The organism is Dietzia natronolimnaea (genome assembly GCF_002289575.1).
Classification (GTDB): domain Bacteria; phylum Actinomycetota; class Actinomycetes; order Mycobacteriales; family Mycobacteriaceae; genus Dietzia; species Dietzia natronolimnaea_A.
In genome coordinates this window covers 1-25,443 of the sequence record NZ_NTGA01000007.1, presented here as the reverse complement: position 1 = coordinate 25,443, position 25,443 = coordinate 1, and the positions used below count along the sequence as shown (strand labels likewise).

Here is a 25,443-nt window from a genome sequence, read left to right as displayed (position 1 = left end):
TATGCTCCCCCTCGCACCAGTCCGCCCGGTCGAGGTCCGCCGGGCGCGCCCCCGTGCCATGATCGGGCCATGTCCCCCACCCCCTCCGCCGCCCCCGTCCGAGTGGCCGTCGTCGGTTCCGGACCGGCGGGCGTCTACGCCTGCGAGGCCCTCCTGGCGTGGGCTGACCAGCACGGCAGGGACATCGTCGTGGACTGCATCGACAAGCTGCCCGTGCCCTACGGCCTGCTGCGCCACGGGGTCGCCCCGGACCACCCTCGCATCAAGGGCATCGCCCGCACGCTGGAGTCGATCGTCACCGACCCGCGGATCCGCTTCCTCGGCAACGTCGAGTTCGGACGCGACCTCACCCTGGACGACGTCCCCCGGTTCTACCACGCCGTCATCCTGGCCACCGGCGCCCTCGCCGACCGCGAACTGGGCATCCCCGGCGAACACCTCGAGGGCTCCTTCGGGGCCGCGCAGTTCGTCACCTGGTACGACGGCCACCCGGACGCCGACCGCAACTGGGCCCTGACCGCCGAACGCGCCGCCGTGGTGGGCGTGGGGAACGTCGCGCTCGACATCGCGCGGATGCTGGTGCGCACGCCCGAGCAGCTCGAGGCCACCGACATCCCCGAGCACGTCCGCGAGGGCTTCGGCACCAGCGCCACCCGCGTCGTCACCGTGACCGGCCGCCGCGGCCCGGCCTACGCCAAGTTCACCCCCCTGGAGCTGCGGGAGATGGACAAGGTGGAGGGTGTCACCATCGTGGTGGACCCGGCCGACCTGGAGTACGACGACGAGGCGCGCGACCACCTGGAACACGATCGCCGGGCCGGGCAGGTCTGCGATCAGCTGGCCAAGTGGGCATCCGCGCAGGCGGAGGCGGGTCACGAGTCCGCCGACGCGGCCGAGGAGGCCGCGCTCGCCGCCGGCGGGCGCGTGGTGCGTTTCCGCTTCCACCGCAGTCCCGTCGAGATCCTCGGCCCCGACGGGTTCGTGACCGGCCTCCGGCTGGAGCGCACCGAGCCGGACGGGACCCGGGTGCGCCCCACCGGTGAGTTCGAGGAGCTCGCCGTCGACGCCGTCTACCGCGCTGTCGGATACCGCTCCGACGCGCTGGAGGGCGTGCCCTTCGACGACCGGACCGCCACCATCCCCAACGACGGTGGCCGGGTGCTCACCGAACCCGGCGGGGAGCCCGTGCAGGGGCTGTTCGTCGCCGGGTGGGTCAAGCGCGGGCCCACCGGCGTGATCGGCACCAACCGCCACTGCGCGGTGGACACGGTGCACGCCCTCACCGAGGACATCGAGGCCGGCACCCTCGTCGACCCTTCCGACACCGACCCGCAGGCCGTCCGCGACCTGCTCGCCGAGCGGGGCGTGTCCGTGATCGACGGCAGCGGGTGGGCGGCGATCGACTCCCGCGAACGCGCCCTGGGGCAGGAGGCGGGTCGCGAGCGCACCAAGCTCGGGGGGCGGGAGGAGATGCTCGTCGCGGCCCGCGGGCCTGTGGACTCCCCCGAGACCGACGCAGCCACCGACACTCCTTAGCGCCGGCCCCGTGGCGGATCCGGTGGTCACTCGCGGCCCGCCACGAGCCTGCCGATCTCCGCCAGCGACACGGTCCCGGGGTCGAAGTAGGCCGAGTGCGCGCCCCGGGTCGACGCGGCTCCGGATCCCGGCTCGGTCACGTCCACTGTGAGCCCCCCGAACTCCTCCGTCCCCGGCCGCGCACCCAGCACACCGGTGGTCGACCACCACGGCACCGGATCCCACCGCGAGGCCACGCCCACGACCTCCCGCTCCCCGGCCGGCCGCGCGGTCCCGCCCTCGTCGACCCACTGCTCCGCCACCGAGTCGACGGTCGCGCCGGGGCTGCCGACGTGGATCATCCGGTCCGCGGCCAGCCCGCGCGGGTCCGCCGCCGCCGCGCCCAGGACCGCCGAGCCGTAGCTGTAGCCCACCGCGGTGTGCGGGGAGTCCACGCCGTCCATGCTCTCGACAGCGTCCAGTCCCGCCGCGAAGGTCCGCAGGTCCCGGGCGTGCGCACGCGCGGGCGCCGCCGAGAACCCGGCCGCGGCGACGTCGTCCGGGGCGTGGTAGCCCTGCCACGACACGGAGACGCACGACCCGGCGCCAGGGTCCGCACCCGCGTCGCACACCGCCCGCGCGCGCTCGGCGGTGCGATCGATCGACTCCACCGACGAGCCAGTGCCGGGAATCAGTGTGACCACGCCGTCCGCCCCGTCGGGATCCCCGCTCGCCACCACGGCCCGACCGTCCGGGTGCAGTGCCAGTAGGAGGCGAGCGGGGTCTTCGGCGAGGTGCTCGCCGAGTGCGTCGAGCCCGGGGGTCGTCCCCGACTCCATGAGCCTGCGTAGTCGCGTCCGGTTGATCGCGTCCCGCGTGGCGGAGGACACCCCGGCCACCGACCCCAGCTCCGGGTGGTCGCGGGCGAGTCGTTCCCTCTCCGCCGGACCGAGGGAGTGCCACAGCCCGGCCACGGCGCGGGGATCGTCGTCGGTCGTCCCGGACAGGTCGAGGCAGGCCACGGTCGCGGCGTCCGAGTAACCGGCGAGGGAGTCGGCCGCGTCGCGCAGTCGTACCGCCAGGGCCAGATCGGCATCCCGAACCTCCGTGACGTCGCCCCCGCCCGGGCGCTCGCGCTCGTCATCTGCCCAGGTGATGAGCGCCCTCGACAGTCTCGAGCCCTCCACCCGCAGCACGTCCGCCAGGTAGAGGCAGGCCCCGGAGACCATCCTGGCCTCGGCGGCGGCGTCCCCCACGCGCCCGCGGGCCCGCGCCCCCGCGTGGCCGGACCAGCCGCCGGCCCCTCCGAGCCTGAGGCCCACCGAGTCCAGGTCCGCTGCCGTGTCGGCGATCTCGCGCCCCACCGCCGCGGCCCGGGATTCGGCGTGGTCGAGGGCCACGACCAGCGCCTCAGCCCCCTGCGCCGGCGACACCCCGGGCCACCTCCTCGTCGACCCCGACCAGCAGCTCGGCCGCGCTCTCCATGCGACCGGCGAGCTGCTCTGTCTCCCGGACCCCGTCCCGAGCCCTGCGCGCCAGCAACGCCGCGCACTCCGCCAGGGCCGCCCCGCTGAGCACCCCACCGGGCGGCCCGGCCCCCGTCCCGCCCGCCGCGGCAGCCGCCTGCTCGAGCGCCGCGGCCAGCGATCCCGCCTGGTCGGCGGCACGCACCCCGGCCTCACGAACCCGGGCCGCCTCGGCCACCACCGCGACCCGCTCGAACGCCACCAGCGCCGCGGCCACTGGTCCCGCCCCTGTAACCGACCCCGCGCCCGTACTCGATCCCGACCCCGTGCTCGATCCCGCCATCAGTCCCGCCCCCTCCGGGCCCGACAGTCCGGGCCGCTCGGGGATCCACGCTAGGGGCGTGGCCGCGCCGGATCCGGCCCGCGAGAGCGGTCGGTGGATAGATCGGACGACCATCCACAGGCTCAGTCCAGATCGGGTTGCTCGGCGTACCGGTTGCCGGCGTACATGCGCACCATCACCGCGACGAGCCCGACGCCGAACACCGCCATCCCGCCGAACAGGAACTCCTCCGGCATGCGCTGATCCGGACTCTCGGCGGCGCGCACGATCCCCACCTGCATCGCCACCAGCAGCGCCAGGGTGACCACCGTGATCAGCCACAGATCCTCACGCAGCAGCCGCTCGAACCGGCGAAGCCTCGGCGCGGTGGCCGTCCACCACTCCTTGCGGGGTCCGTTGATGAACTCGGGCGCCCGGAGAACGAGCAGGGACGTGAGCGGGATCAACACAAACACCGTGAGCGGCAGCAGCGAGGAGAACGCCAGAGCGCCGGCCTTGCTGGACCAGCCGTCAGGCTCCCCGCCCGAGCCGAAGTGCGTGGGCACCCGCTCCGGCAGGACCATCACCTGCCAGGCCAGCACCGCCAGCCATGCCACAACGGTGGCCACGACCAGAATCAGGATCCAGGGGCTGGTCGGCTCCTTCGGCAGGCCGCGGGCCTCGTCGGCAACAGAATTCGTCGTCGTCATATAGCGGAGCCTCCCGACCCGGCGGCGGTGCGGCGCACGCCTACCTCACCACCGTCACCCGCGAGGCGGCCTCGCGGGCCCGCTCGCGCGCGGTCTCCACGTCCTCGGCGGTGGCCACGGCCACGCCCATACGGCGGAACTCGCTGGCCGAGGGTTTGCCGAACAGTCGCAGGTCCGACTCCGGCACGGCGAGCGCGCGGGCCACACCCTCGAACCCGACCCCCTCGGCCGTCCCGCCTGCGGAGCCGTCCTGGCCGGCGCCGCCGATACCGGACCCGCCGTAGATCACCGCCGACGCGCCCGGGCTGGACATGGTGGTGACCACCGGCAGTCCCAGGACGGCCCGCGCGTGCATGTCGAACTCGCTGAGGACCTGGCTGCGCAGCGTCACCAGACCGGTGTCGTGCGGCCGCGGGCTGACCTCGGAGAAGTAGACGTCCACTCCCTGCACGAACAGCTCCACCCCGAACACGCCCACCCCGCCGAGCGCACCGGTCACGCGCGCCGCCACCGAGCGCGCCGAGTCGTAGGCGTCCTGCGTCATGGCCTGCGGCTGCCACGATTCGACGTAGTCGCCGCGCTCCTGAAGGTGACCGATCGGCTCGCAGAAGTCGGTCCGGATCTCCCCCGTCCGCGGGTCCACGCTGCGGACGGTGAGCAGGGTGATCTCGTACTCGAAGTCCACGAACGACTCCACGATCACGCGCGCCCCCGTCACCCGCGCACCGGACTGGGCGTAGGTCCACGCCGCCTCCACGTCCTCGGGGCCGTGGAGGGAGGACTGTCCCTTTCCCGACGACGACATCGTGGGCTTGACCAGGCACGGGAACCCGATCTGAGCGCACGCCTCCTGCAGCTCCTCCAGCGAGGAGGCGAACGCGTAGCGGCTCGTGGGCAGACCCAGCTCCTCGGCCGCCAGGCGGCGGATGCCCTCGCGGTCCATGGTCAGCTGCACGGCCCGGGCGGTGGGCACGACCCGGGCCAGCCCGTCCTGCTCGATCTGCGCCAGCGCGGCGGTGGCGATGGCCTCGATCTCCGGCAGGATCACCTGCGGCTTCTCGAGTTCCACCACCCGGCGCACCTCGCCCGAGTCGGTCATGTCGATCGTGTGGCTGCGGTGGGCGACCTGGTGGGCGGGGGCGCCCGCGTAGCGGTCCACCGCGATCACCTCCACGCCGAGGCGCTGGAGCGCGATCGTCACCTCCTTGCCCAGCTCACCCGAGCCGAGCAGCATCACGCGGGTCGCGTCCGGGGTGCCCGGCGTGCCAAAGCGGTCGACGACTGGCGGGGCGAGGGGATCGTGCGCTGCGGTCATGGCGCCCACGCTAGTAGACCTCCGTCGCCGGCCTCTATCGCGTGCTCCCCCGCTCCCGCGGACCGGCAGGAGATAACTTGTGTGCAACGCCACACGAAAGGGCACACCTGTGACCACTGCCTCCTCCGGCCCCCTGGCCGGCATCCGCGTCGTCGAACTCAACGGAATCGGCCCCGGCCCCCACGCGTGCATGATGCTCGCCGACCTGGGCGCGGACGTCGTGACCGTCATGCGCCCCGGTGAGCTCGCCAGGTCCGCCGACGGCTGGGCGCACATCACCCGGCGGGGCCGGACCGTGGTGGAGGCCGACCTCAAGAGCGAGGACGGGCTGGCGCAGGTCCGGGGCCTGATCGCCAAGGCCGACGTGCTGGTCGAGGGCTTCCGCCCCGGGGTGACCGAACGCATGGGACTCGGCCCCGAGGAGAGCCTCGAGCTCAACCCCCGGCTCGTCTACGCGCGGATGACCGGGTGGGGTCAGCACGGCCCGCTCGCCCACACCGCCGGTCACGACCTCAACTACATCTCGCTCACCGGCCACCTCAACGCCACCGCCCGCAAAGGCGAGCGCCCCGTGCCGCCGCTCAACCTGGTCGGCGACTTCGGCGGTGGCTCGATGTTCCTCATCCAGGGCATTCTCGCCGCGATCATCGAGCGGGCGACCTCCGGCAAGGGCCAGGTCATCGACGCCGCCATGACCGACGGTGCCTCCGTGCTGGGCCAGTTCCAGTGGGCCATGCGCGCCCGGGACCAGTGGTCGGACGTCGCCGGGACCAACATGCTCGACACCGGCTTCCCCTTCTACGACGTCTACACCTGCTCTGACGGCAAATTCATGGCCGTGGGCTGCCTCGAGCCGCAGTTCTACGCCGAGTTCGCCCGGTTGCTCGGCATCGACGGCGAAGGCATGCCCGGCCAGTTCGACATGGACCGGTGGGACGAGCTGCGCGAGATCATCGCGGCCAAGTTCGCCGAGAAGCCCCGCGACGAGTGGGCCGAGCTCTTCTACGGCACCGACGCCTGCACGACCCCGGTGCTGACCTACACCGAGGCGCTGTCCCATCCCCATCTGACGGCAAGGGAGACCTTCGTCGAGGTCGGCGGGGACATGGGCCCGGCGCCCGCGCCGCGGTTCTCGCGTACCCCTGCGCCCGCCGTCCCGGCCGCACCGCCGCGAGAGGCGACTCCGGTCGAGCAGGTCTGGGCCTGAGCATGGGCGAGCCGGGGCTCACATCTCGCTCGCAGGGCCGTGGCTCCCGGGTGGCCTCTCATCCGCCGGGTGGCGGCTCCCGAGTGGCCGGCGTGACCCTGGCCGTGGACCCCGCCTCCGCAGAGCCGCCGTTTCGCCAGCTCAAAGGGCAGATCGTCGAAGGCATCCGACGCGGTGTCCTCACGGCGGGGACGCGGATGCCCGCCGTGCGCACGCTCGCGGAGGAGGTCGGGGTCTCTACCGCCACCGCCGCGAAGGTCTATCGCGAACTCGAGGAGTCGGGGATGTTGGAGGGTCGCGGCCGCTCGGGGACGTTCGTCTGCGCCGCTGACCTGCCCGGGGCGGTGCTGGCCCGGGCCGCGGAGGAGTTCGCAGAGCGGGCCGCGGGGGCGGTTCGATGCCGAGGACGCCGCGGACGCGGTCCGCAACGCCTTCCGGCACCTGCGCTGACCGCCCGGCGCTGACCAGGCGGTCCAGCGCGATCCTGGACGCATCGGCCGAGTAGACCTCTCGCAGAACGTGACCCCGTTTCACAGAACGCGATGGGGTTCCGGCGAATGCGATCGTCGTGCAGTGGCTGGCATCGGAGTTCATCGGGGGCGACCCGGTCAACCGGGTTGCTCCCACCCTTGCTTCTCGAATGCCCCGTGGACGAATCGGGTGAGCGTCCGCGGGGTGTTCAGCAGCCCTTGCGTCACTCGCCTCACCTCCCATCCGAGGGATGCCAGGCGCAGCATCGCCACGGAGTCCGCGTCTCGGCGGGCCCTGGTCAGGTGTTCGTGGCCGTCATACTGCAATCCGACCTTCCACCTGCGGTTTGCCAGGTCGAGCCGCGACACGAGACCGCCGGATTCGTCCCTGACCTCCACCTGCGAGACGAACATCGGCAAATCAGTCCGCCTCATGAGCAGCCGCAGTTCGGACTCCTTGGGCGACTCCGCCAGTGGATCCACGGCGGGCAGGAGCCCCAGCACGCGCCTGACCCCGGTCTAACCTGCCATTGCGAACGCCGCTCCCGCGATCGCGTCCGGATCGGTGCCACCCGATCTGCACATGGAATCCAGCGCCGCGACTGCCCGGATATCCGAGCCCAGGTGCCGGGCGAGGTCGATCGCCGTTCTTGCCGGGGTGGTCACAGCCATCCCCTGCCACAGCACATGCTCGGGGGTGGCGGTCCACTTGCGGACGGCGATTCCTGGCGGGGGGCTGCGCTAGCTCGGACGCCAGAGTTGGACCTCCCGGCGGACGAGCTCCTCCCCGAAGTACGCCTCCCCGGCCAGGTACCCGGCGGCGCCCCCGCAGATCACCGACCGGGGCCCGCCCCACAACCAGGCAGCGCGAATGGTCTGCGCTGTGTCGAGCTCGGCCGACGCCCGCACATAGACCCGTGGGTGCAGCCGCCGGAAGCGGGTGCGCAGATCCTGCCTGGTGAGGATACCTGTGGCCAATGCACTGTTGACCAGGAACGGCTCGCCCCCGTAGATGGCTCTGACGAAGGCTGCCTCACGCCTCGGAGTTCGCACAGTGTGTGGAGATGTCGCCGACATGGTGGCATCGTGCTACGCGATCACCCTGCCCTCGGCCTCCAGACGACCACTGTGGACGAGGCGGACGACCATCCACAGCCTGCGCCCGGTCACCGAGCTGCGCCCGGTCACCGAGCTGGTCGGAGAAGCGAGAACTGCTCGTGCGGCGATCGCTCCAATCGAGAGAACAGGTCGAGAGAACAGGTCGAAGGGCGAGCAGACGCGGAAGCGCGAGAGCAAAGGCGGAAGCGCGAGAGCAGGCCAGGGGTTGAGAGACGGCCGAGGCGCGCGACTGAGCGCATTCGGTGAAGACTCGTCTCGATCCGGGAATCGTCGGCGGGTTCTGGGACGAAGCCACTCGGCCGACACCTCCGGGAACTCGCTGCATTCCCCGTGTCGGCGGTTGCGCAGCCCTGCCCGGGACTGCTCACGAGGCTCGTAGGTAATGCCGAACGGCCGCGCCGCGATAGTGGGGGCATGATCACGAGAACCGCCACCGCTGCCACCGCTATCGCTCTGGCTGCCGCCACCACTATCGCTGTCGCCCCGGCCCACGCCGGTCCCACGCCGGAAGGCCATGTCGCCTACGTCGCGCAGGCATCAGGGTCCGCGGACGGCGGTTCACTGGACAACCCGATCATCGGAGCCGGCCTGCTCATCATCGCGGGGCTCGGTGTCTCGGCAGCTCTGGCCATCGGCGCGGGGGTGGCAGGTGGCGCCTTCGAGCTCCCACCGTTCCCGGGCCTGCCGAGCTGACACGTCAGCGGGGCCGCGGTCCACAGCTGACGCGACCAGCCGACCCGAGTTGCTGAGCCGACCCGAGTTGCTGAACCGAGCCGACCAGCCGAGCCCAGCCCGGCCCAGCGCTCAGAGCGCGGGCGGCGGGATCACTCCGGTGGCCACTCCGACGCCGACACCCACACCGACCGAGGCGATCGCGCCCAGCGCGAGTGAGCCAGCGGGCTCCCCACCGCCGGCCGAGAGGTCCGCAGAGCCCATCGGAAGTGACCCGAGGAAACCGCCCGAGGTCGTCCTCTCGACCTCGACATAGTCGTCCCCGCGACAGCTCGACACCGCCTCGAGGGCAAAGGACTCGTCCTCCGGGAGCACGGCGAACACCGGGTCGACGGGTCCGCGTGAGCCGGGCGCCGAATCGAAGGTGAGATACCCGAATCGGCCGACCTGCGTAGCGGCTTCGACCGCCGCCTCGAGCTCGACGGGTAGATCGACCTCCCCCGCGTCCGGCCCGAGAGCACGGAGGAAGTCGTAGTAGGCGTCGACGACCTCTGCGGTACTCAGGATCGTCAGGCAGAACAGGTCGCGTCCGGACCGGTTGGCATAGGACACGATGGGCTCACCGGACGAACGGGAGACGGTAAGGGCACTGGGGCTGGTGTGGGTCGAGCCGGGAGCGTCCTGGGCCGTTGCCGTCAACGGGGCCGCCGGCGGTTCCTGCGCTCCCGCCACCCCCGCCCCTGAGCAGACCGTGACAGAAGCGAGGACGGTGGTCGCGGCGGCGACGCCGAGACGGGCGAGGGAAGGCATGAACGTCGTCCGATCGTCGAGGGGACGCGGCCGGCCGCAGATCCGTGACCGCAGGGCGACTATATCCCCGTAGGACTCCCCCGTCGCGCGATCCCGCGAGTCGACGTCCTACCCGCGAGTCGACGCCCCACTCGCAACGGGTCGCCGGAAGGGGCGGCCTGCCGATCGACGCCGCCCTGCCGTCCGGCTCACCCCAGGATGTCGCGCCGCACCACGTTCTGGTCGCGGCCCGGACCGACGCCGATGTAGGACATGTGGCAGCCGGCCAGCTCCTCGAGCCGCAGCACGTAGTCGCGGGCCTCCGGCGGCAGGTCACCGAACTCGCGCGCCCCGGTGATGTCGGCTTCCCATCCGGGCATGGTCTCGTAGATGGGCGTGGCGTGATGGAAGTCGGTCTGCGACATGGGCATCTCGTCGTGACGCACCCCGTCGACGTCGTAGGCCACGCAGATCGGGATCTCGCCGATGCCGGTGAGCACGTCGAGCTTGGTCAGGAAGTAGTCGGTGAAGCCGTTGACGCGCGCGGCATAGCGGGCGATCACGGCGTCGTACCACCCGCAACGTCGGGTGCGACCGGTGTTGACGCCCACCTCACCACCGGTGACCTGCAGGTATTCGCCCCACTTGTCAAAGAGTTCGGTGGGGAACGGACCGGCGCCCACGCGCGTGGTGTACGCCTTGACGATGCCCAGCGAGTGCGTGATCTTGGTGGGCCCGACGCCCGACCCCACGCACGCTCCGCCGGCGGTGGGGTTGGACGAGGTGACGAACGGGTAGGTGCCGTGGTCGACGTCCAGCATGGTGGCCTGACCGCCCTCCATCAGCACGGACTCGCCGCGCTCCAGGGCCTGGTTGAGCATGAGGGTGGTGTCGCTGACCATGGGCCGGAGCCGGTCGGCATATCCGAGGAAGTACTCGACCATCTCCTCGACCTCGACCGCCCGGCGGTTGTAGATCTTGACGAAGATCTGGTTCTTGAGGTGCAGCGCGCCCTCAATCTTCTGCCGCAGGATGGATCCGTCGAAGACGTCCTGGACGCGGATCCCCACTCGCGAGACCTTGTCCGCGTAGGTGGGACCGATGCCTCGACCGGTGGTCCCGATGGCCTTCTTGCCCAGGAACCGCTCGGTCACCTTGTCCAGCGCCTGGTGGTACGGGGCCACCAGGTGGGCGTCGGCGGAGATGCGTAGCCGAGAGGTGTCGGCGCCGCGGGCCTCGAGGCCGTCGATCTCCTCGAACAGCGCCTCGAGGTTGACCACCACACCGTTGCCGATCACCGGCACGGCCGTGGGCGAGAGGATGCCGGCGGGCAGGAGCTTGAGCTCGTACTTCTCGCCGCCCACCACCACGGTGTGCCCCGCGTTGTTCCCGCCGTTGGGCTTGACCACGTACTCGACGCGTCCACCGAGGATGTCGGTGGCCTTACCCTTGCCCTCGTCGCCCCACTGGGCGCCGATCAGGACGATCGCTGGCATGGTTCGCTTTCACCTCGAAAAGTGTCGTCATTCGGTGAGGGACGAAAACCGACCCGCAGGCGGTGACTCCGCGCACACCAACGGTCCAAGGTACCTGGTTCCGCCTCGGTTACCCTAGCCGGTCAGTCCGACACTCTCCGGAAGCTCACCGGCGCTCCGGGCAGGAGCTGCGACAGCGCGTCCGAGGACCGGGAGGTCAGGACCCCGATCACCGGGTATCCGCCGGTGACCGGATGATCGGGCCCGAACACGACGGGCGCCCCGTCCGCCGGCACCTGCACGGCACCGCGCACCATCCCCTCGCTGGGGATCTCGCGGGTGCTCGACCGGGGGACCGGCCCGGCGGGGTCGATGCGCACGCCGACCCGGTCCGCGTGCCCGCTGACGTGCCCCGCCTCCGCCAGGACGTGCCACGCGGCGGGCGGGAACAGGTCGTCGCGCGGGCCGGGGATCACGTCCAGCACAAGGCTCCGGGGTCGCCTCCCCCGGCCGTCCGACCCCGTGCCCGTGCCCGTGCCCGGGCCCGGGCCCGTGCCCGACCCCGGATGCGGGTCCCCGCCCGACGCGTGCCAGTGGTCCGCCCAGGGACCCACGACGGCATCGCCCACGGCCAGCACGTCGCCGGCCTCCAGCGGCGGCGGCCCGAGCCCGGAGAGGGTGTCCCGCGACCTGCTGCCCAGCACCGGCGGCACCTCGACCCCGCCGCGCACTCCGAGGTAGGTGCGCACCCCGACGTCGGGCCGGCCGATCTCGAGCGTCGAACCGGCGTCCAACCTCAGGACCTCGCCGGTGGCGGCGGTGCGCCGGGAACCGGAAGGGGTGGTGACGACGACGAGGCCCCGCGCCCCCGTCACCGCGACCACCGCCGGGGAGTCCGTCATGACCACCAACCCGCCCAGCAGCAACTCGAGCACCGCTGCCGCAGGGTCGGTCCCGACGCAGCGCAGGGCGAGCGCGGCGGCGGCGCGATCGGCGGCGCCCGAGCCGGTGACGCCGAGCGCGGCGTGGCCCGGTCTGCCCAGGTCCTGCACCAGGGCGGCCGGGCCGGCGCGGAGGATCATCAGGCTCATCGGGAGCCGTCCCGCGGATGAACCGACCTGAACCGGACGCGGTCGCCCGGGGCCAGGAGCGCCGGGTCCGGGCGGTCCGGGTCCCAGAGCAGGGCGTCAGTGGCGCCGATCAGTCGCCATCCTCCTGGGGAGGCGCCGGGATAGACGGCGCAGAAGCGGTCGGCCAGCCCCACCGATCCCGCCGGGACCCGTGGTCGGGGGGAGCCCAGTCGTGGCACCACGGGCAGGCGCGCGGGCGGCTGCGCACCCGCGGGGCTCGGCCCGCCACCCGCGGGGCCCCGCCCGCCGTTCGCTCCGGTGGCTCCGTGGAGGTCCTCCGACACGTCCGCATCACCGGTGAGGTCCCGCTCGTCCACGAGATAGAAGAACCCGGGCGCGAATCCACCGAACGCGGCGCGCCAGGTGATCGATTGGTGCCGGCGGATCAGAGCGTCGGTCGAGAGCCCGGCGAGATCGGCAACCTCGCTCAGGTCGGGGCCGTCGTAGCGGACGTCGAGGATCACCTCGCGGACCCCGGCGTCGTGATGCCGGGTGAAAGGGCGCTCGACCTGAGCCTCACGCGCGTCTCGGGCCAGCAGCTCCTCGAGTTCGCGACGCAGCTCGGGGAGTTCCGAGGCATCCCGGGCGGCCACCAGGACCGTCCGGGCCCCGGCGACCACGTCCACCGCCTCCGGACACTGCTGCTCCACGCGCCGCGCCAGCTCCACAGCCGCGGACAGGTCAGCACAGTCGAGCATCAGCGCTGCTTCTCCGCAGGGGCGGATCCTCGTCGTCGTCATCGGGGTCCGTCCCCCACACCGGACCGGTCGCCCTCATCCCGCCTCGATACGCGCGGCGGGGGCGGCGCTGAGGGAAGATGCGGCGCGGACACCGGCCCGGTGAACGGCGCCACCTCCACCCCGGCCGCCTCGAGCGCCCGCCGGACCCCGCGGGCCAGCCCGAGTGCACCGGGGGTGTCGCCGTGCACGCAGACCGACTGCGCGGACACCACGATCCGCGAGCCGTCGTCCGCGCTGATCTCCCGGCCCCTCGCCATGTCCACGACGCGCGCGGCGACCTCGTCCGCGTCGGTGATCACCGACCCGGGCAGTCCGCGCGGCACCAGCGTCCCGTCGGCGCGGTACCCGCGGTCCGCGAAGGCCTCCGAGATGGCCGGGACGCCGACCGCCGCGGCGTGCGAGAGCACCACCGACCCCGGCAGGCCGAGGATGGGCAGTGGGTCCTCGTCGGCGAGGTCCGCGTACCGCAGGACGGCGTCCACCACACCAGCGGCCTGATCTGAATCGTGGACGATCCGGTTGTACAGGGCACCGTGGGGCTTGACATACCTCGCCCGCGTCCCGCGCCGCCGCGCCGCCATGTCCAGCTCCACGAGCTGGAAATACACGTGATCGGCCAGGTCTGCGCGACTGATCTCCCTCTCGGTCCGCCCGAAGTTCGCCGCGTCCCGATAGGAAGGGTGCGCGCCCAGGGCCACCCCCCGTTCCGCCGCGGCCGCGGCGGTCGCGGACATCGTGGGGCGGTTGCCCGCGTGGAAGCCACACGCGACGTTGGCGGAGGTCACCACGTCCAGCAGCGCTGCGTCAGCGGGATCCGGCCCGGATCGCGCGGCCAGCGACCGCGACCACCGCGGCGTGCCCCGGCGGGCCTCCCCGAGGTCGCAGTTGAGGTCGATGCGGTGCACTCTGTCCATCCTGCCGTCATCGTGGCCCGGGTTCGACCCTGCGCGCCGGTGAGTCCATGATGGATGCATGATCGTCATCCGCTGCGGCTCGGCGCCGGTCCCGACCGTCCTGGGCGAGCACCCGCGCGTGGAGTGCAGTGAGGTGCCCACCAAGGAGGATGTGAACCGCGCGCTGTACGAGATCGGACATCGACGCCGGGTGGTGGTGTGCGGCACCGACGCCGGCCTGGCCGCGCTGCTCACGCGACTGCTGCGGACGGAGAACCTGGACATGGAGGTCGCGTACGTCGCCGAGGACCCCACTCCGGCCACCCGCGCCTACGACCTGCCCACCGGTTCGGCCGCCGCCAAGCTCGGGGTCCGGGGCGAGGCCAGGGAGGTACCGCTGATCCGGGACGAGACCGGAACGGTCCTGGTGGGCGAGGCCACCGTCACCGGACCGGGCGGCGCCCACCTGGTGGGCGAGGCGTACGCCGACGACGAGCGGATCTTCTCCGGGGAGATCGACACCCTCACTGTCCGCCCGACCCCGCAGCTTCCCGGTGTCCGCGCCACAGCGGCACGGCCGCGCAGGGTGCTGAGACGCTCCTGGCTGCCGGCCCGCGCCGTTCAACTGGGGACGGAGGCGGGGGTGATCACCCGTGACGGGGTCACCGGTCGGCGGGCGGTCAAGAGGACCTCTTTCTATCGTCATACCGAGCCATGGAGGCTCGTGTCGCCCTGAGCGGGGGCATGACGGTGGCCGGACGGTCGGGGGACTCGGGCCACTCCTCCAGCAGTTCCGGCTCCACCGCGGGCGTGCGCACCGTGGGGGGCAGCGTGGCCAGCGCCGAGATCTTGCTCAGCCCCGCCACCTGCATCATGTCCACGAGGATCGAGCGGATCTGGGCCAGCATCACGGTCTCCGTCAGGCCGGAGCCCGGAACGAGTTCACGCTTGGCCCGTGCCGCCACCGCCCGCAGGGTCCGGTGCACCTCGGCGTCGGTGGGCGCGTCGGGATCCGCCGCCACCCGCCGGGTGAGCAACTCCAGCGCCTCGCCCAGCCCCGCGATCAGCGAGCTCAGGGCCGGCGGGACGTCCACCTGGTCGTCGACCGCCACGATCGCCCGCCGGGCCAGGACGCGGATGTTGCGGATGCCGTTGTCCAGCGGGTTGAGCACGCTCGTCAGCACGATCTCCTCCGGACGGCGCCGACGGTAGAACGGCGAGATCCGGACCAGTTCGCGGGCACCCGCGAGTTGCTCGGCGATCTCGTCGACCGCCGGTTGGGTGTCGCGGGCCTCCTGCAGGGCGGAGCGGATGAGGTCCGAGTCCCTGTGTTCCAGCCCCTCGGCGACCTCCGCCAGCACCGACGACGCGACGCCCAGCAGCGAGGCCGCCTCGCGTCGGGCGCGGCGCAGCGGATGGACCGGCATCAGCGCCATGGCCACCAGTGCCACCACCCCGCCGACCGCCGCGTCGACCATCCGCTCGTAGCCGCCCGCGCTGCCCGGGGGCAGGAGTGTGGCCACGAGGATCGCCGACGACGCGGCCTGCGTCCCCACGAGCGCCCCGCGGTCGAGGAACACCGCCGCGGACATGGCCAGCACCACCACCGCGGCGATCTGCCACGGGCCGGAACCGATCTGGGCGATCAACAGGTCGCCCAGACCCACGCCCACCACGACGCCGATCACCAGCTCGATGCCGCGGCGGATCCGGCGCCCCATGCCGGTGCCCAGTGCCAGGGCGGCGGCGATGGGCGCGAAGAACGGCGCGGGGTGGCCGAGTACGTCGTGTGCGAGGAACCAGGCGATCCCCGCGGCGAGGCCGCACTGCAGGATCGGGAGGAACGCGTACGCCAGCCGTCGGGTCCGCGTCCTCAGCGGGACCGGGAGCGCGCCGTAGACGCCCTGCGTTCGGGCGTCCAGTCGGTCACGCCAGGCCGAGAGGTGCGGCGGCGTGCGGGTCCGACTCATTGACCAGGTCCAGACAACGGATGTACTCCTCCTCCTCACCGATCGACTGCGCGGCGCGGGCCAGGGCGGCCACACACCGCAGGAAGCCGCGGTTGGGCTCGTGGTCGAACGGCACCGGGCCGAAGCCCTTCCAGCCGTGACGACGCAGTTGGTCCAGGCCCCGGTGGTAGCCGGTACGGGCGAAGGCGTAGGCGCTGATCACGTCGCCGCCGTCGAGGGCGCGCTCGGCGAGCTCCGCCCACGCGATCGACGCGGTGGGGTGTGAGGCCGCCACCGAGCGGGGATCCTCCCCGGCGGCGATGGCGTCCTCCGCCTCCGGGTCGCCGGTGAGACGGGTGGGCGGGGGGCCGAGGAGATCTCCGAACTGGGTCATGCCCCCATTGTCCACGAACCTACGACACCCGAGCGTCACCCGGCCACCGGCCGACCCGCCCGGCATGGTGAACTCTCCGTGACCAATCAGTGGGTTTTCTCACCTGCCGCTCGCGGGTGGGGTGAACTGGACGCATGGATCCTGCCGCCCGCACCGGGGCTACCCCCTCCACCACCGGTCTCGACCGTCGGACCGTCCTCAAGGCCGGGGCCCTGGCCGGGGCCGCGGTGGGCACGAGCGCGCTGGCGGGCCGGTCCGCGGTCGCGGGCGCCGATGTGGCGGTGTTCCAGCACGGGGTCGCGTCCGGCGACCCCATGCCCGATCGCGTCATCCTGTGGACCCGCGTCACCCCCGCGCCGGACGCGGTCCCGGGATCCGGCCGCGGGGCGCCGGTCGCAGTCAGCTGGGAGATATCGCTCGACCCCGGTTTCTCCCAGGTGGTCCGATCAGGGTCCGTGGTGACCGACGCCGGCCGCGACCACACCGTCAAGTTCGACTGCACCGGCCTGGCCCCCGACCGCTGGTACCACTACCGCTTCCGGGCGCTCGGCCAGACCTCCCCCACCGGTCGCACCCGCACGGCCCCGGCGGACGGGGCGCTGCCCTCCACCGGCCGCTGGCGCATCGGGGTGGTCTCGTGCTCCAACTGGGAGGCGGGGTACTTCTCCGGGTACCGCCATCTCGAGGCGCGCGGTGACCTCGACGCGATCGTCGAACTGGGCGACTACATCTACGAGTACGGCCGTGGTGAGTACACCGGCAAGTTCGGGGCGGTGCGGCCGCACGATCCCCCGCACGACATCGTGACCCTGGCCGACTATCGGATCCGACTGGCCCAGTACCGCACCGACCCGGACCTTCAGTCCCTGCACGCGCACGTGCCCTGGATCTGCACCTGGGACGACCACGAGCTCGCCAACGACAACTGGTCCGACGGCGCCGAGAACCACCACCCGCACCAGGGGCCGTTCTCCGACCGCAAGGCCGCCAGCTCCCAGGCCTACTTCGAGTGGATGCCCGTGCGCCCCGAGTCCCTCCGCGACGGCGGTCACCTCTACCGGCGGTTGCGCTGGGGTTCGCTCGCCGAGATCAGCATGCTCGACCTGCGCTCCTACCGCACGGAGGGACCGGACCGCTTCGACGGTCACGCGATCGATGTCACCGGCACCATGACCGGCGCCGCCCAGTTCGACTGGCTGGCCCGCGGGCTGAGTTCGTCGACCGCCCGGTGGAACGTCATCGGCAACTCGGTGATGATCACGCCCGTGCTCCTGCCCCCGCTCGAGCCACAGACCACGGCCGCGCTCACCGAGCTGCTGGGCGTCCCGCGCGAGGGCATCACCTACAACCCCGACCAGTGGGACGGCTACGCGGGCGAGCGCCGCCGCTTGATGGAGGTGATCCGCGCCGCCGGCACCCGCAACACCGTCTTCCTCACCGGCGACATCCACACCTCGTGGGCTAACGAGGTGCCGTTCGAGCCGGCGAACTACCCGGGCGCGGGCGTCGGCGCGATCGAGTTCGTCACCCCGTCGATCACCAGCAACAACATCGACGACATGGTGAACCTCCCCGAGGGCAACCCCTTGTCCCAGACCGCGCAGGGGGCCCTCACTCAGGTCAACCGACACGTGCGTTGGGTGGACCTGGACCGCCACGGCTTCACGGTGGTCGAGTTCACGACCGACTTCGCCCACGCCGACTACTGGGCGCTGGTCGCGCGCGAGGACCCCGCCAGCGGCGCCTACCCCATCGCCAGCTGGCGGGTCCGGCACGGCACCGATCAGCTGGAGCCGGCCGGCCTGCTGCCCTGATCCGGCGCACCCCAGCCCATCACACCCGGCCCATTACACCGTGACCCGCGCGGCGCCGCCCGTGGTGGCGCTCACACCCGATTCACACCGTCGTCGGCTACGGTGGCGGGTCGATGCGCCCCGTCCGGGGCCCGAGACGGTACCGGGAGTGATGGATGACGACGACGAGCCCGCAGACACCCGACGGCAGACCCGATCCCGGGGATCAACGTATCGGCGGTGGCCGCCCACGCGGCGGGCTCCGGGTCGCGCTCGCGGCCGCGGCCGTCGTCGTCGCCGTGGTCGTCGGTGTTCTCGTGTGGCTCGTCGCGGCCGGGCCGATGTCCTCCTCCGCCCGGGCGGAGCGCGCGGTCGAGCAGACCCTGCGCGACATGACCGGGTCGGAGTCGTTCTCGGAGTTCAACAGCCACCTGTGCGCCGAGAACCGGGTTCCCCAAGACCTGGTCGACAACATCACCGCTTCCGGCGAGCAGACCGGTACCGACCTCGACGCGATGCTGCGCGAGTCCATCGCGGGGTCGTTCCCGCAGGACCTCGTCGTCACCGGGGTGGAGATCAACAGCGACGTGGCCACCGCCACCGTAGAGTCGGAGTCCGATGAGTCCGCCCCGGAGCAGGTGCGGATGCTCGACGAGGACGGCGTCTGGAAAGTGTGCGAGCCCGGGGTGGGCATGGGAGCGGTGCCGCAGGGCGATCAGCCCGGCTGACCGGTCTCCGCCGTTTGTCGCGGCAGACGCCAGCGGCGCCCCTCCGCTTTAAGAGGGACGCCGCGAGTCGGATCAGGCCGGGTTGTGTCAGGCAGAGGCGCCCTTGGACTTGCCGGCCGACTTGAGGTCATTGCACGCCTCGACGACGCGCTCGGACATCGCCTGCTCCGCCTTCTTGAGGTAAGAGCGCGGGTCGTAGACCTTCTTGTTGCCGACCTCTCCGTCAATCTTGAGGACGCCGTCGTAGTTGGCGAACATGTGCGCGGCGATCGGGCGGGTGAAGGCGTACTGGGTGTCGGTGTCGACGTTCATCTTGATGACGCCGTAGCTCAGCGCCTCCTCGATCTCGGACTTTGCCGAGCCCGAACCGCCGTGGAAGACGAAGTCGAAGGGCAGGTCGCCCTCGTTGAGGCCCAGCTTCTCGACCGCGACGTCCTGGCCCATCTTGAGGACCTCGGGCTTGAGTTTGACGTTGCCCGGCTTGTAGACGCCGTGGACGTTGCCGAAGGTCGCCGCCAGCAGGTAGCGCTGTCCGGTGTTGCCCGCGCCGAGCGCGTCGATAGTGGCCTCGAAGTCCTCGCGGGAGGTGTAGAGCTTCTCGTTGATCTCGTTCTCGACCCCGTCCTCCTCGCCGCCGACCACGCCGATCTCGATCTCGAGGATCTGCTTGGCGCTGGCCGTCTTCTCGAGCAGCTCCTTGGCGATCTCGAGGTTACGGTCGAGCGGGGTGGCCGAGCCGTCCCACATGTGCGACTGGAACAGCGGGTTCTCGCCGCGGTCGACACGTTCCTGGGAGATCTCGATGAGCGGACGCACGAAGGTGTCGAGCTTGTCCTCGGGGCAATGGTCGGTGTGCAGCGCGACCAGGATGTCGTACTTCGCCGCGATCACGTGTGCGAACTCGGCGAGCGCGACGGCACCGGTGACCATGTCCTTGACGTTCAGCCCGGAGCCGAACTCGGAACCGCCGGTGGAGAACTGGATGATGCCGTCGGAGCCGGCGTCGGCGAAACCCTTGATGGCCGCGTTGATGGTCTCCGAGGACGTGCAGTTGATCGCGGGGTAGGCGAAGCCCCCCTCGCGGGCCCGATCGAGCATGTCCTTGTACTGCTCCGGGGTGGCGATAGGCATTGACGATCCTCCAGTTTTCGGCGCTGTGACTGATCCCATCCTACGAGGTACCGCCTGGGGGCGGGTCCCGGTGGACCGGCGGGGGGCACGGTGGGCTCGCGACGGTGTCACGGCGCCCGGCGGGCAGCGGCGGTCAGCGGGCCAGTCCGAGTCCCGGAACCACCGACGGCATCGTGGCCAGCTCGTCGTCGGTGAGCAGTGCGCCCCGCAAGGCGGACCGCACCGCGGCGTGGTCGAGCTTCACCCCGATGAGCACGATCTCCTGTCCCGGCCGGACGTCTGGTACGCGCGCCCACTCCTGGGCGATCTGGAGATCGTAGTTGGGACCCGCCTGCGACCACACCACCGCATGGTGCGGATGCGACGACAACCAGCAGTAGCCTTTGGACCTCACCAGACCCCGGGTGGACCTGAGGGCCGCTTCGAGCCGAGCCGGGTCGAACGGCCGACCGGCCCGGAACACCGTCGAGGAGATGCCGTACTCCTCCGTCTCCGGAGTGTGCGGGGTGGCGAGTTCCTCCGCATACCCGTCCGCCTGGGTGGCGACCGCGGGGTCGAACAGGCCGGTGTCCACCACGTCGGCGACATCGATCCTTCCGCGGTCGAGCCGGCGCACGCGGGCGCGGGGGTTGAGGGCCCGGATCATCTGGTCGGTCGCACCCGCCACCTGCTCCGAGGCCAGATCCGTCTTGGATACCAGCACGAGGTCCGCGAACTCGACCTGGTCCACCAGGAGGTCGGCGATCGTCCGCTCGTCACCCTCGCCCGCGGCCATGTCGTGCTGGTCCAGTCGGTCCCCGCGGGCGATCGCGCCGAGGAACGTCGAGGCGTCGACGACCGTGACCATGGTGTCCAACCGGGCCAGGTCGTCGAGCCGGAACCCGCCCTCGAATTCCCACTCGAAGGTCGCGGCGACCGGCATGGGCTCGGAGATGCCCGTCGACTCCACGACGATGGCATCGAACGACCCGTCGCGGGCCAGACGGGCCACGGATTCCACGAGGTCCTCGCGGAGCGTGCAGCAGATGCAGCCGTTGGTGAGCTCCACCAGCTTTTCCTCACCGCGCTCGAAATGCCCCTCGCCGGCCACGAGGGCGGCGTCGATATTGATCTCGGACATGTCGTTGACGATGACGGCGATGCGGCGGCCGTCCCGGTTGGCCAGGAGATGGTTGAGAAGGGTCGTCTTGCCGGCCCCGAGGAAGCCGGACAGGACGGTGACGGGGATACGGGAATCAGCCATGGTCCTAATGGTAACCATTTCCATTAAGACTGCGGCGTCGGACCCGTCGTGGACGTCAGATGGGGGCGGCGTGCTCGCGGATCCACGCGTGCATCGCGATCCCGGCGGCCACGCCGGCGTTGATCGATCGGGTCGATCCGAACTGGGCGATCGACACCGTCCTGGCCGCCCGCAGTCGCGCGTCGGCGCTGACACCGGGCCCCTCCTGCCCGAACAGCAGCACACAGTCGCGCGGGAGGTGGGCGGTCTCGAGCGGCTCGGCACCCGGGAGATTGTCGACGGCGACGACCGGCACCCCTACGGAGTCCGCCCAGTCCATCAGTGCGGCCACGTCCTCGTGGTGCCGCAGGTGCTGGTAGCGATCGGTCACCATCGCCCCGCGGCGGTTCCAGCGACGGCGGCCCACGATGTGCACCTCGGCCGCGAGGAAGGCGTTGGCCGTGCGGACCACGGTGCCGATGTTGGCGTCGTGGCCGAAGTTCTCGATGGCCACGTGGAACGGGTGTCGCCGGGTGTCGAGGTCGGCCACGATGGCCTCGCGCCGCCAGTAGCGGTAGCGGTCGACCACGTTGCGGCGGTCACCGGACTCGAGCAACTCCGGGTCCCAGTGGTCGCCGGAGGGTCGGGGCTCCCCGGGTCGCTCGTGCTCCCATGGACCCACCCCGACGAGGCCTTCACCCCATTCGGTCGGCCCGGCGGCGGGGTCCGCTGCCGCGGGGTCCGCTGCCGTGGGGCCCGCTGCCGCGGCCTCCGGGTCGGTGGAGCGACCGGTCACGAGGTCAGGCGCTTGTTGGCCAGTCGGATGATCCGTCCCGGGCCGACCTGGGACGCCAGGTAGATCGCGGTGGCCTGCGCGCCCACCGGGCGGTGGACCGCGCGCCCCACGGCGCCCCGGATCCGACCGAGCAGACCGGACGGCGGGCGCCGCGTCTGCTCGGCGAGGTCGGAAACCTCGCCGGCCACGTCGCCCTCGGTCAGGCGGACACCCATGTTCCGCATCCCGGCTGTGTTCACGCCCTCGAGCATCCCCGTTCCCACGTAGAGAGGCCACACCGAACACACGCGGATACCCTTGGGACCCCACTCCAGGTCCAGCGCCTCGGTGATCCCCCGGACGGCGAACTTGGTGGCCGAGTACACGGCCATCTCGGCCTGGCCGTAGATCGCCGAGGCCGAGCAGAGGTTGACCACGACAGGCGACGAGGCCTTCTCCAGGTACGGGAACGCCGCCCGGCAGCCGTACATCACACCCTTGACGTTGACGTCCACCAGCGCGGAGTCCTGCTCGTAACTCGCGTCCACGAACGGCATCCCGTACAGCAGCCCGGCATTGTTGACCAGCACGTTCAGCGCACCACCGGCGCGGGCCGTCAACTGTTCCAGTGCGGCCTCCCAGGCGGCGGGGTCGGTGACGTCCAGCACTCCGGTGACCACCCGGTCATCCCCCGCCGCCCAGGCACACGGCTGCAGATCAAAGGCGCCCACGAGGTACCCGGCGTCGGCGAACCTGCGTGCGGTGGCCTCGCCGATCCCGCGGCCGGCGCCGGTGACGAGAACCGTGCGGACCGCGGATCCGGCCGGTGCATCCGCGCCAGTGGCACTCACGCCGGTCGCCCGGCCGCGCGTGCCGCGGCCGCGGTCCCCGTGAGCAGGAGCAACGCGGCGGTGGCGTAGGTGTCGATCACGCCGACGTCGAGGGCCCGCGCGAGCGCGGTCCCGCCCTCGGCCTTGCGCCTGACGAGGATCAGGCCGTCGCTGAGGAGGAAGACCGGGCCCGCCACGGCCAGCACGGAGGCCGCCGGCCCGGAGCGGCGATCCACAGAGGTCGCCAACGCCGACAGGGCCGCCAGCAGCCCTCCGTACGCGGCGAGCGGAGCGTTGGCCCGATCCTCGGACAGGAGAACCGCCCCGGCGGCGCCGGCCACCACACCGTGGACCGCGGACTGGAGCGGCTTGAATCTCAGCCCCGACCGGAGCATCAGCCCGCCGAGCGCGAGATGGCCCACCCCGAACGCCGCAGCGCCCGAGACCAGGCGCGCCTTCGACCGGCTCGCATGTCCGCCCCCGAGCATGAGGATCACGTCGCCGGTGGTGTACGCGGCGCCGGTGACCGACAGCAGTGTGGTCGCGAGAGGCCCGAGACCGCCGACCCCCGGCCGCCCGACGCCCGTTGTACTCCCACCGGCCAGGGCACCCTCACCCCGAGCTCCCTCAAGCAGCGCGATGGCCAGTGCGGCCGGCACGATTAGCGGTTTGCAGAGCTTCTCCAGCGGGCCGAACCCGGTCGCCTTGGCGAGCTCCGTACCCGCGGCGGCGGCGAGGAACGCGGGCCCCTCCGGGCGGGAGGTGTCCATCAGCGAGAGCACCCGCTCGCTAAATGCCCGCGCCGCGTCCACGGGCGAGGAGGTCGCCGTCGCTTTCCCGGTCGTCCTGTTCCGTGCCATCCTGGTGCGCTCCGTCATCCACCCGCGTGTCATGTCACTCCAGTCCCAGGTCGGTCAGGCCGAGCAGGGCGCGGTAGTCCACGCCCTCGGCCCGAATCACGTCGTCGGCCCCCGTGGCGCGGTCCACGACGGTCGCCACGCCCACCACCTCGGCACCGGCCTCCCGTAGGGCGGTCACCGCGGTGAGCGGGGAGTTCCCGGTGGTCGTGGTGTCCTCGACCACGAGAACGCGCTTGCCCACGATGTCCGGGCCCTCGACCCGGCGCTGCATCCCGTGCTTCTTCGCCTCCTTGCGCACCACGAACGCGTCGATCGGCCGGCCCGGCGCGTGCATGATCGCGGTCGCGACGGGGTCCGCCCCCAGGGTCAACCCGCCCACGGCGTCGAATTCCCAGTCCGCCGTAAGCTCGCGCAACAGGCGGCCGATGAGCGGCGACGCCTCGTGGTGCAGTGTCGCGCGGCGCAGGTCCACGTAGTAGTCGGCCTCGCGGCCGGAGGAGAGGGTTACACGGCCGTGCACGACGGCGAGTTCGGCGACCAACTCGGCAAGGCGGGCTCTGGCCGTCGAGTCGACGGTGGCGGGGGTGGGCATCGGGCTCCTCTGATCGGTCTCGGAGTCGACTCTAGACGCGGCCCACGACACCACACGACAGAAGGAGGGGCGGGCCGGTCGCGTGATGCGACCGGCCCGCCCCTCCTTCTGCTCGTGACCCTCTCAGACGCGGAATATCAGGGCGCCTCGGGACCCTCATCGTCGTCCTCATCGACCGGCGGGACATAGTCCCCCTCAAGAGTCGACCAGGCGTAGAGTTGCCCGGTTGTCTGCGCAGCGCTCGAGTTGGTCCCCTGAGCACACATAGTGAAGAAACCGAGCTGGTCCTCACCTCGAGGGAGACTGGACGGCGGCCCGAGCGTAATGGTTCGATTCGCCGTATTACCGTTCGCCAACTGGAACGATCCGGTCGTCCCGAACAGCCCGTCAACCTTGGCCCTCGTGCTGGCCTCGGTGATCTGCGACCTGAGTTGAACCGCATCACTCGCCAAGGCCCCAACACTGCCCTGTGGGAGCAATTGCCCGAGCGGCCAGAAGTTCATCGTGACCGAGCCGGATGCGATGTTGAGATTCTCAGCCTGGACATTCTGGAAACGCTGGTAATACTCTGCCGACATTTCGACCACGGGCGCAGTAGAGACCGTGCCTCCCGGTCGGGCACCGGCCGTCGTGTCTTGGTTCGGTGCCTCGCAGAAGACCGTGAAGCCCAGGTTGTTCGTCATCTGGACCGCAACAGTTCCCGCCGCTCGGTCAACGCTGATGATGTCGACACTCATTCCTGGGTTGTTCACGATGACAGTGCGGCCGTCGCCATTGTCTCCGGGGACTACGGTCACGACATTCTGCGCGTTCGCGATCCCGACTCCGCCGAGCACCAAGAGGGCACTTGCGGTCGTCGCTGTGAAGCCCTTGAGGGCGCGTGAGGTGGACATGAGACTCCTTGTGTTGTCGGTCTGTCGGGTCGTCACGAGCCGAGGGAGCTCGTGCTGAGGCTGCCCGAGCCCGCGGGGTCAGGGTGAACCGCCCCAGGTTTCCCGCCGCCTCCTTTTGAGTCGAGGAGGATGGTTGTATGCCGAAGAAGATCGATCCCGCGGTCAAAGAGCGGGCGCTGCGGATGGTGTCCGAGCATCGGGGTGAGTACTCGTCGTTGACGGCCTGCTGTAACCAGGTGGGCCGACGTCTGGGGCTGGGCAAGGAGACGGTCCGGAGGTGGGCTGTGCAGGCCGACATCGACGCCGGAGCCCGGCCCGGGGTCAGCACCGAGGAGAGCGCTGAGATCAAGCGACTCAAGGCCGAGAGCCGGCGGCTGACTGAGGACCTGGAGATCATGCGCAGGGCCTCGATTTTCTTCGCGTCAGTACCAGAATGAGAGTGGCTCGGTGGAG

General features: G+C 71.4%; 28 protein-coding genes. 8 read left to right on the top strand and 20 right to left on the bottom strand.

The window, feature by feature from the left end; genetic code table 11:
• Nucleotides 1-69 precede the first annotated feature (69 nt).
• Nucleotides 70-1,536 (top strand): FAD-dependent oxidoreductase, encoded by a 1,467-nt coding sequence (locus tag CEY15_RS03925; RefSeq protein WP_095717396.1) that lies wholly within the window; start codon nucleotides 70-72, stop codon nucleotides 1,534-1,536.
• Between the two features lie 26 nt (nucleotides 1,537-1,562).
• Here the strand turns inward: CEY15_RS03925 and CEY15_RS03920 are convergent, their stop codons facing one another.
• Genes CEY15_RS03920 through purT form a run of 4 tightly spaced genes read right to left on the bottom strand, consistent with a single transcriptional unit; the run spans nucleotide 1,563 to nucleotide 5,328 of the window.
• Nucleotides 1,563-2,948 (bottom strand): alpha/beta hydrolase, encoded by a 1,386-nt coding sequence (locus CEY15_RS03920; protein ID WP_095717395.1) that lies wholly within the window; start codon nucleotides 2,946-2,948, stop codon nucleotides 1,563-1,565.
• Complete coding sequence (locus CEY15_RS18935; protein WP_141244203.1) at nucleotides 2,926-3,438, bottom strand: hypothetical protein; 513 nt, start codon at nucleotides 3,436-3,438, stop codon at nucleotides 2,926-2,928. The genes CEY15_RS03920 and CEY15_RS18935 overlap by 23 nt, the downstream gene beginning before the upstream one ends.
• An 8-nt stretch (nucleotides 3,439-3,446) precedes the next feature.
• Entirely contained in the window at nucleotides 3,447-4,013 is a 567-nt protein-coding gene (locus tag CEY15_RS03910) for a DUF1648 domain-containing protein (protein ID WP_095717393.1), read from the bottom strand.
• A 40-nt stretch (nucleotides 4,014-4,053) separates the two neighbouring features.
• Nucleotides 4,054-5,328, bottom strand: a complete 1,275-nt coding sequence (purT, locus tag CEY15_RS03905; RefSeq protein WP_095717392.1) for a formate-dependent phosphoribosylglycinamide formyltransferase — start codon at nucleotides 5,326-5,328, stop codon at nucleotides 4,054-4,056.
• 109 nt (nucleotides 5,329-5,437) lie between these two features.
• Here purT and CEY15_RS03900 point away from each other — a divergent pair, with 109 nt between their 5' ends.
• Both CEY15_RS03900 and CEY15_RS03895 read left to right on the top strand, forming a co-directional pair.
• Nucleotides 5,438-6,535 carry a CaiB/BaiF CoA transferase family protein gene (locus CEY15_RS03900; RefSeq protein ID WP_095717391.1) on the top strand — a complete coding sequence of 366 codons (1,098 nt, stop codon included), beginning with the start codon at nucleotides 5,438-5,440 and terminating at the stop codon, nucleotides 6,533-6,535.
• Between the two features lie 83 nt (nucleotides 6,536-6,618).
• Entirely contained in the window at nucleotides 6,619-6,999 is a 381-nt protein-coding gene (locus CEY15_RS03895; RefSeq protein ID WP_245847219.1) for a GntR family transcriptional regulator, read from the top strand.
• 144 nt (nucleotides 7,000-7,143) lie between these two features.
• On the opposite strand, the gene CEY15_RS18685 is transcribed toward CEY15_RS03895, so the two are convergent.
• Both CEY15_RS18685 and CEY15_RS18680 read right to left on the bottom strand, forming a co-directional pair.
• Complete coding sequence (locus CEY15_RS18685; protein WP_245847216.1) at nucleotides 7,144-7,509, bottom strand: hypothetical protein; 366 nt, start codon at nucleotides 7,507-7,509, stop codon at nucleotides 7,144-7,146.
• 237 nt (nucleotides 7,510-7,746) lie between these two features.
• Nucleotides 7,747-8,058, bottom strand: a complete 312-nt coding sequence (locus CEY15_RS18680; protein ID WP_245847214.1) for a hypothetical protein — start codon at nucleotides 8,056-8,058, stop codon at nucleotides 7,747-7,749.
• A 480-nt stretch (nucleotides 8,059-8,538) separates the two neighbouring features.
• Here CEY15_RS18680 and CEY15_RS03885 point away from each other — a divergent pair, with 480 nt between their 5' ends.
• Nucleotides 8,539-8,817, top strand: coding sequence for a hypothetical protein (locus tag CEY15_RS03885; RefSeq protein WP_017837888.1), 279 nt, complete (start codon nucleotides 8,539-8,541; stop codon nucleotides 8,815-8,817).
• Nucleotides 8,818-8,928: 111 nt separating this feature from the next.
• Here the strand turns inward: CEY15_RS03885 and CEY15_RS03880 are convergent, their stop codons facing one another.
• From CEY15_RS03880 to CEY15_RS03860, 5 genes are all read right to left on the bottom strand, one after another.
• Nucleotides 8,929-9,606 carry a hypothetical protein gene (locus CEY15_RS03880; protein ID WP_095717390.1) on the bottom strand — a complete coding sequence of 226 codons (678 nt, stop codon included), beginning with the start codon at nucleotides 9,604-9,606 and terminating at the stop codon, nucleotides 8,929-8,931.
• Nucleotides 9,607-9,794: 188 nt separating this feature from the next.
• Nucleotides 9,795-11,081: an adenylosuccinate synthase gene (locus tag CEY15_RS03875; RefSeq protein ID WP_095717389.1), complete on the bottom strand. Its 1,287-nt coding sequence runs from the start codon at nucleotides 11,079-11,081 to the stop codon at nucleotides 9,795-9,797.
• 122 nt (nucleotides 11,082-11,203) lie between these two features.
• Nucleotides 11,204-12,151, bottom strand: a complete 948-nt coding sequence (locus CEY15_RS03870) for a biotin-dependent carboxyltransferase family protein (RefSeq protein ID WP_095717388.1) — start codon at nucleotides 12,149-12,151, stop codon at nucleotides 11,204-11,206.
• Nucleotides 12,148-12,930 carry a 5-oxoprolinase subunit B family protein gene (locus tag CEY15_RS03865; RefSeq protein ID WP_095717387.1) on the bottom strand — a complete coding sequence of 261 codons (783 nt, stop codon included), beginning with the start codon at nucleotides 12,928-12,930 and terminating at the stop codon, nucleotides 12,148-12,150. Before CEY15_RS03865 ends, CEY15_RS03870 begins: the two co-directional genes overlap by 4 nt.
• On the bottom strand, nucleotides 12,927-13,835 hold the full coding sequence (locus CEY15_RS03860; RefSeq protein ID WP_095717529.1) for a LamB/YcsF family protein: 909 nt from the start codon (nucleotides 13,833-13,835) through the stop codon (nucleotides 12,927-12,929). Before CEY15_RS03860 ends, CEY15_RS03865 begins: the two co-directional genes overlap by 4 nt.
• A 67-nt stretch (nucleotides 13,836-13,902) precedes the next feature.
• On the opposite strand from CEY15_RS03860, the gene CEY15_RS03855 reads away from it, so the two are divergent.
• Nucleotides 13,903-14,559 (top strand): hypothetical protein, encoded by a 657-nt coding sequence (locus CEY15_RS03855; protein ID WP_095717386.1) that lies wholly within the window; start codon nucleotides 13,903-13,905, stop codon nucleotides 14,557-14,559.
• On the opposite strand, the gene CEY15_RS03850 is transcribed toward CEY15_RS03855, so the two are convergent.
• Together CEY15_RS03850 and CEY15_RS03845 are read right to left on the bottom strand one after the other, a co-directional pair.
• Complete coding sequence (locus CEY15_RS03850; RefSeq protein WP_095717385.1) at nucleotides 14,504-15,793, bottom strand: FUSC family protein; 1,290 nt, start codon at nucleotides 15,791-15,793, stop codon at nucleotides 14,504-14,506. The two genes, CEY15_RS03855 and CEY15_RS03850, sit on opposite strands and share 56 nt — an antisense overlap.
• Nucleotides 15,750-16,166, bottom strand: a complete 417-nt coding sequence (locus CEY15_RS03845) for a DUF3151 domain-containing protein (RefSeq protein ID WP_095717384.1) — start codon at nucleotides 16,164-16,166, stop codon at nucleotides 15,750-15,752. Before CEY15_RS03845 ends, CEY15_RS03850 begins: the two co-directional genes overlap by 44 nt.
• A gap of 134 nt (nucleotides 16,167-16,300) precedes the next feature.
• On the opposite strand from CEY15_RS03845, the gene CEY15_RS03840 reads away from it, so the two are divergent.
• Both CEY15_RS03840 and CEY15_RS03835 read left to right on the top strand, forming a co-directional pair.
• Complete coding sequence (locus CEY15_RS03840) at nucleotides 16,301-17,980, top strand: alkaline phosphatase D family protein (protein ID WP_095717383.1); 1,680 nt, start codon at nucleotides 16,301-16,303, stop codon at nucleotides 17,978-17,980.
• Between the two features lie 155 nt (nucleotides 17,981-18,135).
• The gene (locus tag CEY15_RS03835) at nucleotides 18,136-18,687 is read left to right on the top strand and encodes a hypothetical protein (protein WP_095717382.1); all 552 of its coding nucleotides are present in this window, start codon (nucleotides 18,136-18,138) and stop codon (nucleotides 18,685-18,687) included.
• A gap of 87 nt (nucleotides 18,688-18,774) precedes the next feature.
• Here CEY15_RS03835 and fbaA read toward each other — a convergent pair whose 3' ends face one another.
• From fbaA to CEY15_RS03800, 7 genes are all read right to left on the bottom strand, one after another.
• The gene (gene fbaA / locus CEY15_RS03830) at nucleotides 18,775-19,818 is read right to left on the bottom strand and encodes a class II fructose-bisphosphate aldolase (RefSeq protein WP_017837899.1); all 1,044 of its coding nucleotides are present in this window, start codon (nucleotides 19,816-19,818) and stop codon (nucleotides 18,775-18,777) included.
• A gap of 133 nt (nucleotides 19,819-19,951) precedes the next feature.
• The gene (locus CEY15_RS03825) at nucleotides 19,952-21,061 is read right to left on the bottom strand and encodes a GTP-binding protein (RefSeq protein ID WP_095717381.1); all 1,110 of its coding nucleotides are present in this window, start codon (nucleotides 21,059-21,061) and stop codon (nucleotides 19,952-19,954) included.
• A 55-nt stretch (nucleotides 21,062-21,116) separates the two neighbouring features.
• Entirely contained in the window at nucleotides 21,117-21,836 is a 720-nt protein-coding gene (locus tag CEY15_RS03820) for a TrmH family RNA methyltransferase (protein WP_017837901.1), read from the bottom strand.
• The gene (locus CEY15_RS03815) at nucleotides 21,833-22,666 is read right to left on the bottom strand and encodes an SDR family oxidoreductase (RefSeq protein WP_095717380.1); all 834 of its coding nucleotides are present in this window, start codon (nucleotides 22,664-22,666) and stop codon (nucleotides 21,833-21,835) included. Before CEY15_RS03815 ends, CEY15_RS03820 begins: the two co-directional genes overlap by 4 nt.
• Nucleotides 22,663-23,505, bottom strand: coding sequence for a lysoplasmalogenase family protein (locus CEY15_RS03810; protein WP_245847210.1), 843 nt, complete (start codon nucleotides 23,503-23,505; stop codon nucleotides 22,663-22,665). The genes CEY15_RS03815 and CEY15_RS03810 overlap by 4 nt, the downstream gene beginning before the upstream one ends.
• A 34-nt stretch (nucleotides 23,506-23,539) precedes the next feature.
• Nucleotides 23,540-24,097 carry an orotate phosphoribosyltransferase gene (pyrE, locus tag CEY15_RS03805; RefSeq protein ID WP_095717379.1) on the bottom strand — a complete coding sequence of 186 codons (558 nt, stop codon included), beginning with the start codon at nucleotides 24,095-24,097 and terminating at the stop codon, nucleotides 23,540-23,542.
• Nucleotides 24,098-24,234: 137 nt separating this feature from the next.
• A complete protein-coding gene (locus CEY15_RS03800; protein WP_095717378.1) occupies nucleotides 24,235-24,990 on the bottom strand; it encodes a hypothetical protein in 756 nt (251 codons plus the stop codon).
• A gap of 137 nt (nucleotides 24,991-25,127) precedes the next feature.
• Between CEY15_RS03800 and CEY15_RS03795 the strand changes: the two genes are divergently transcribed.
• Nucleotides 25,128-25,427, top strand: a complete 300-nt coding sequence (locus CEY15_RS03795; protein WP_095717377.1) for a hypothetical protein — start codon at nucleotides 25,128-25,130, stop codon at nucleotides 25,425-25,427.
• Nucleotides 25,428-25,443: the final 16 nt, after the last annotated feature.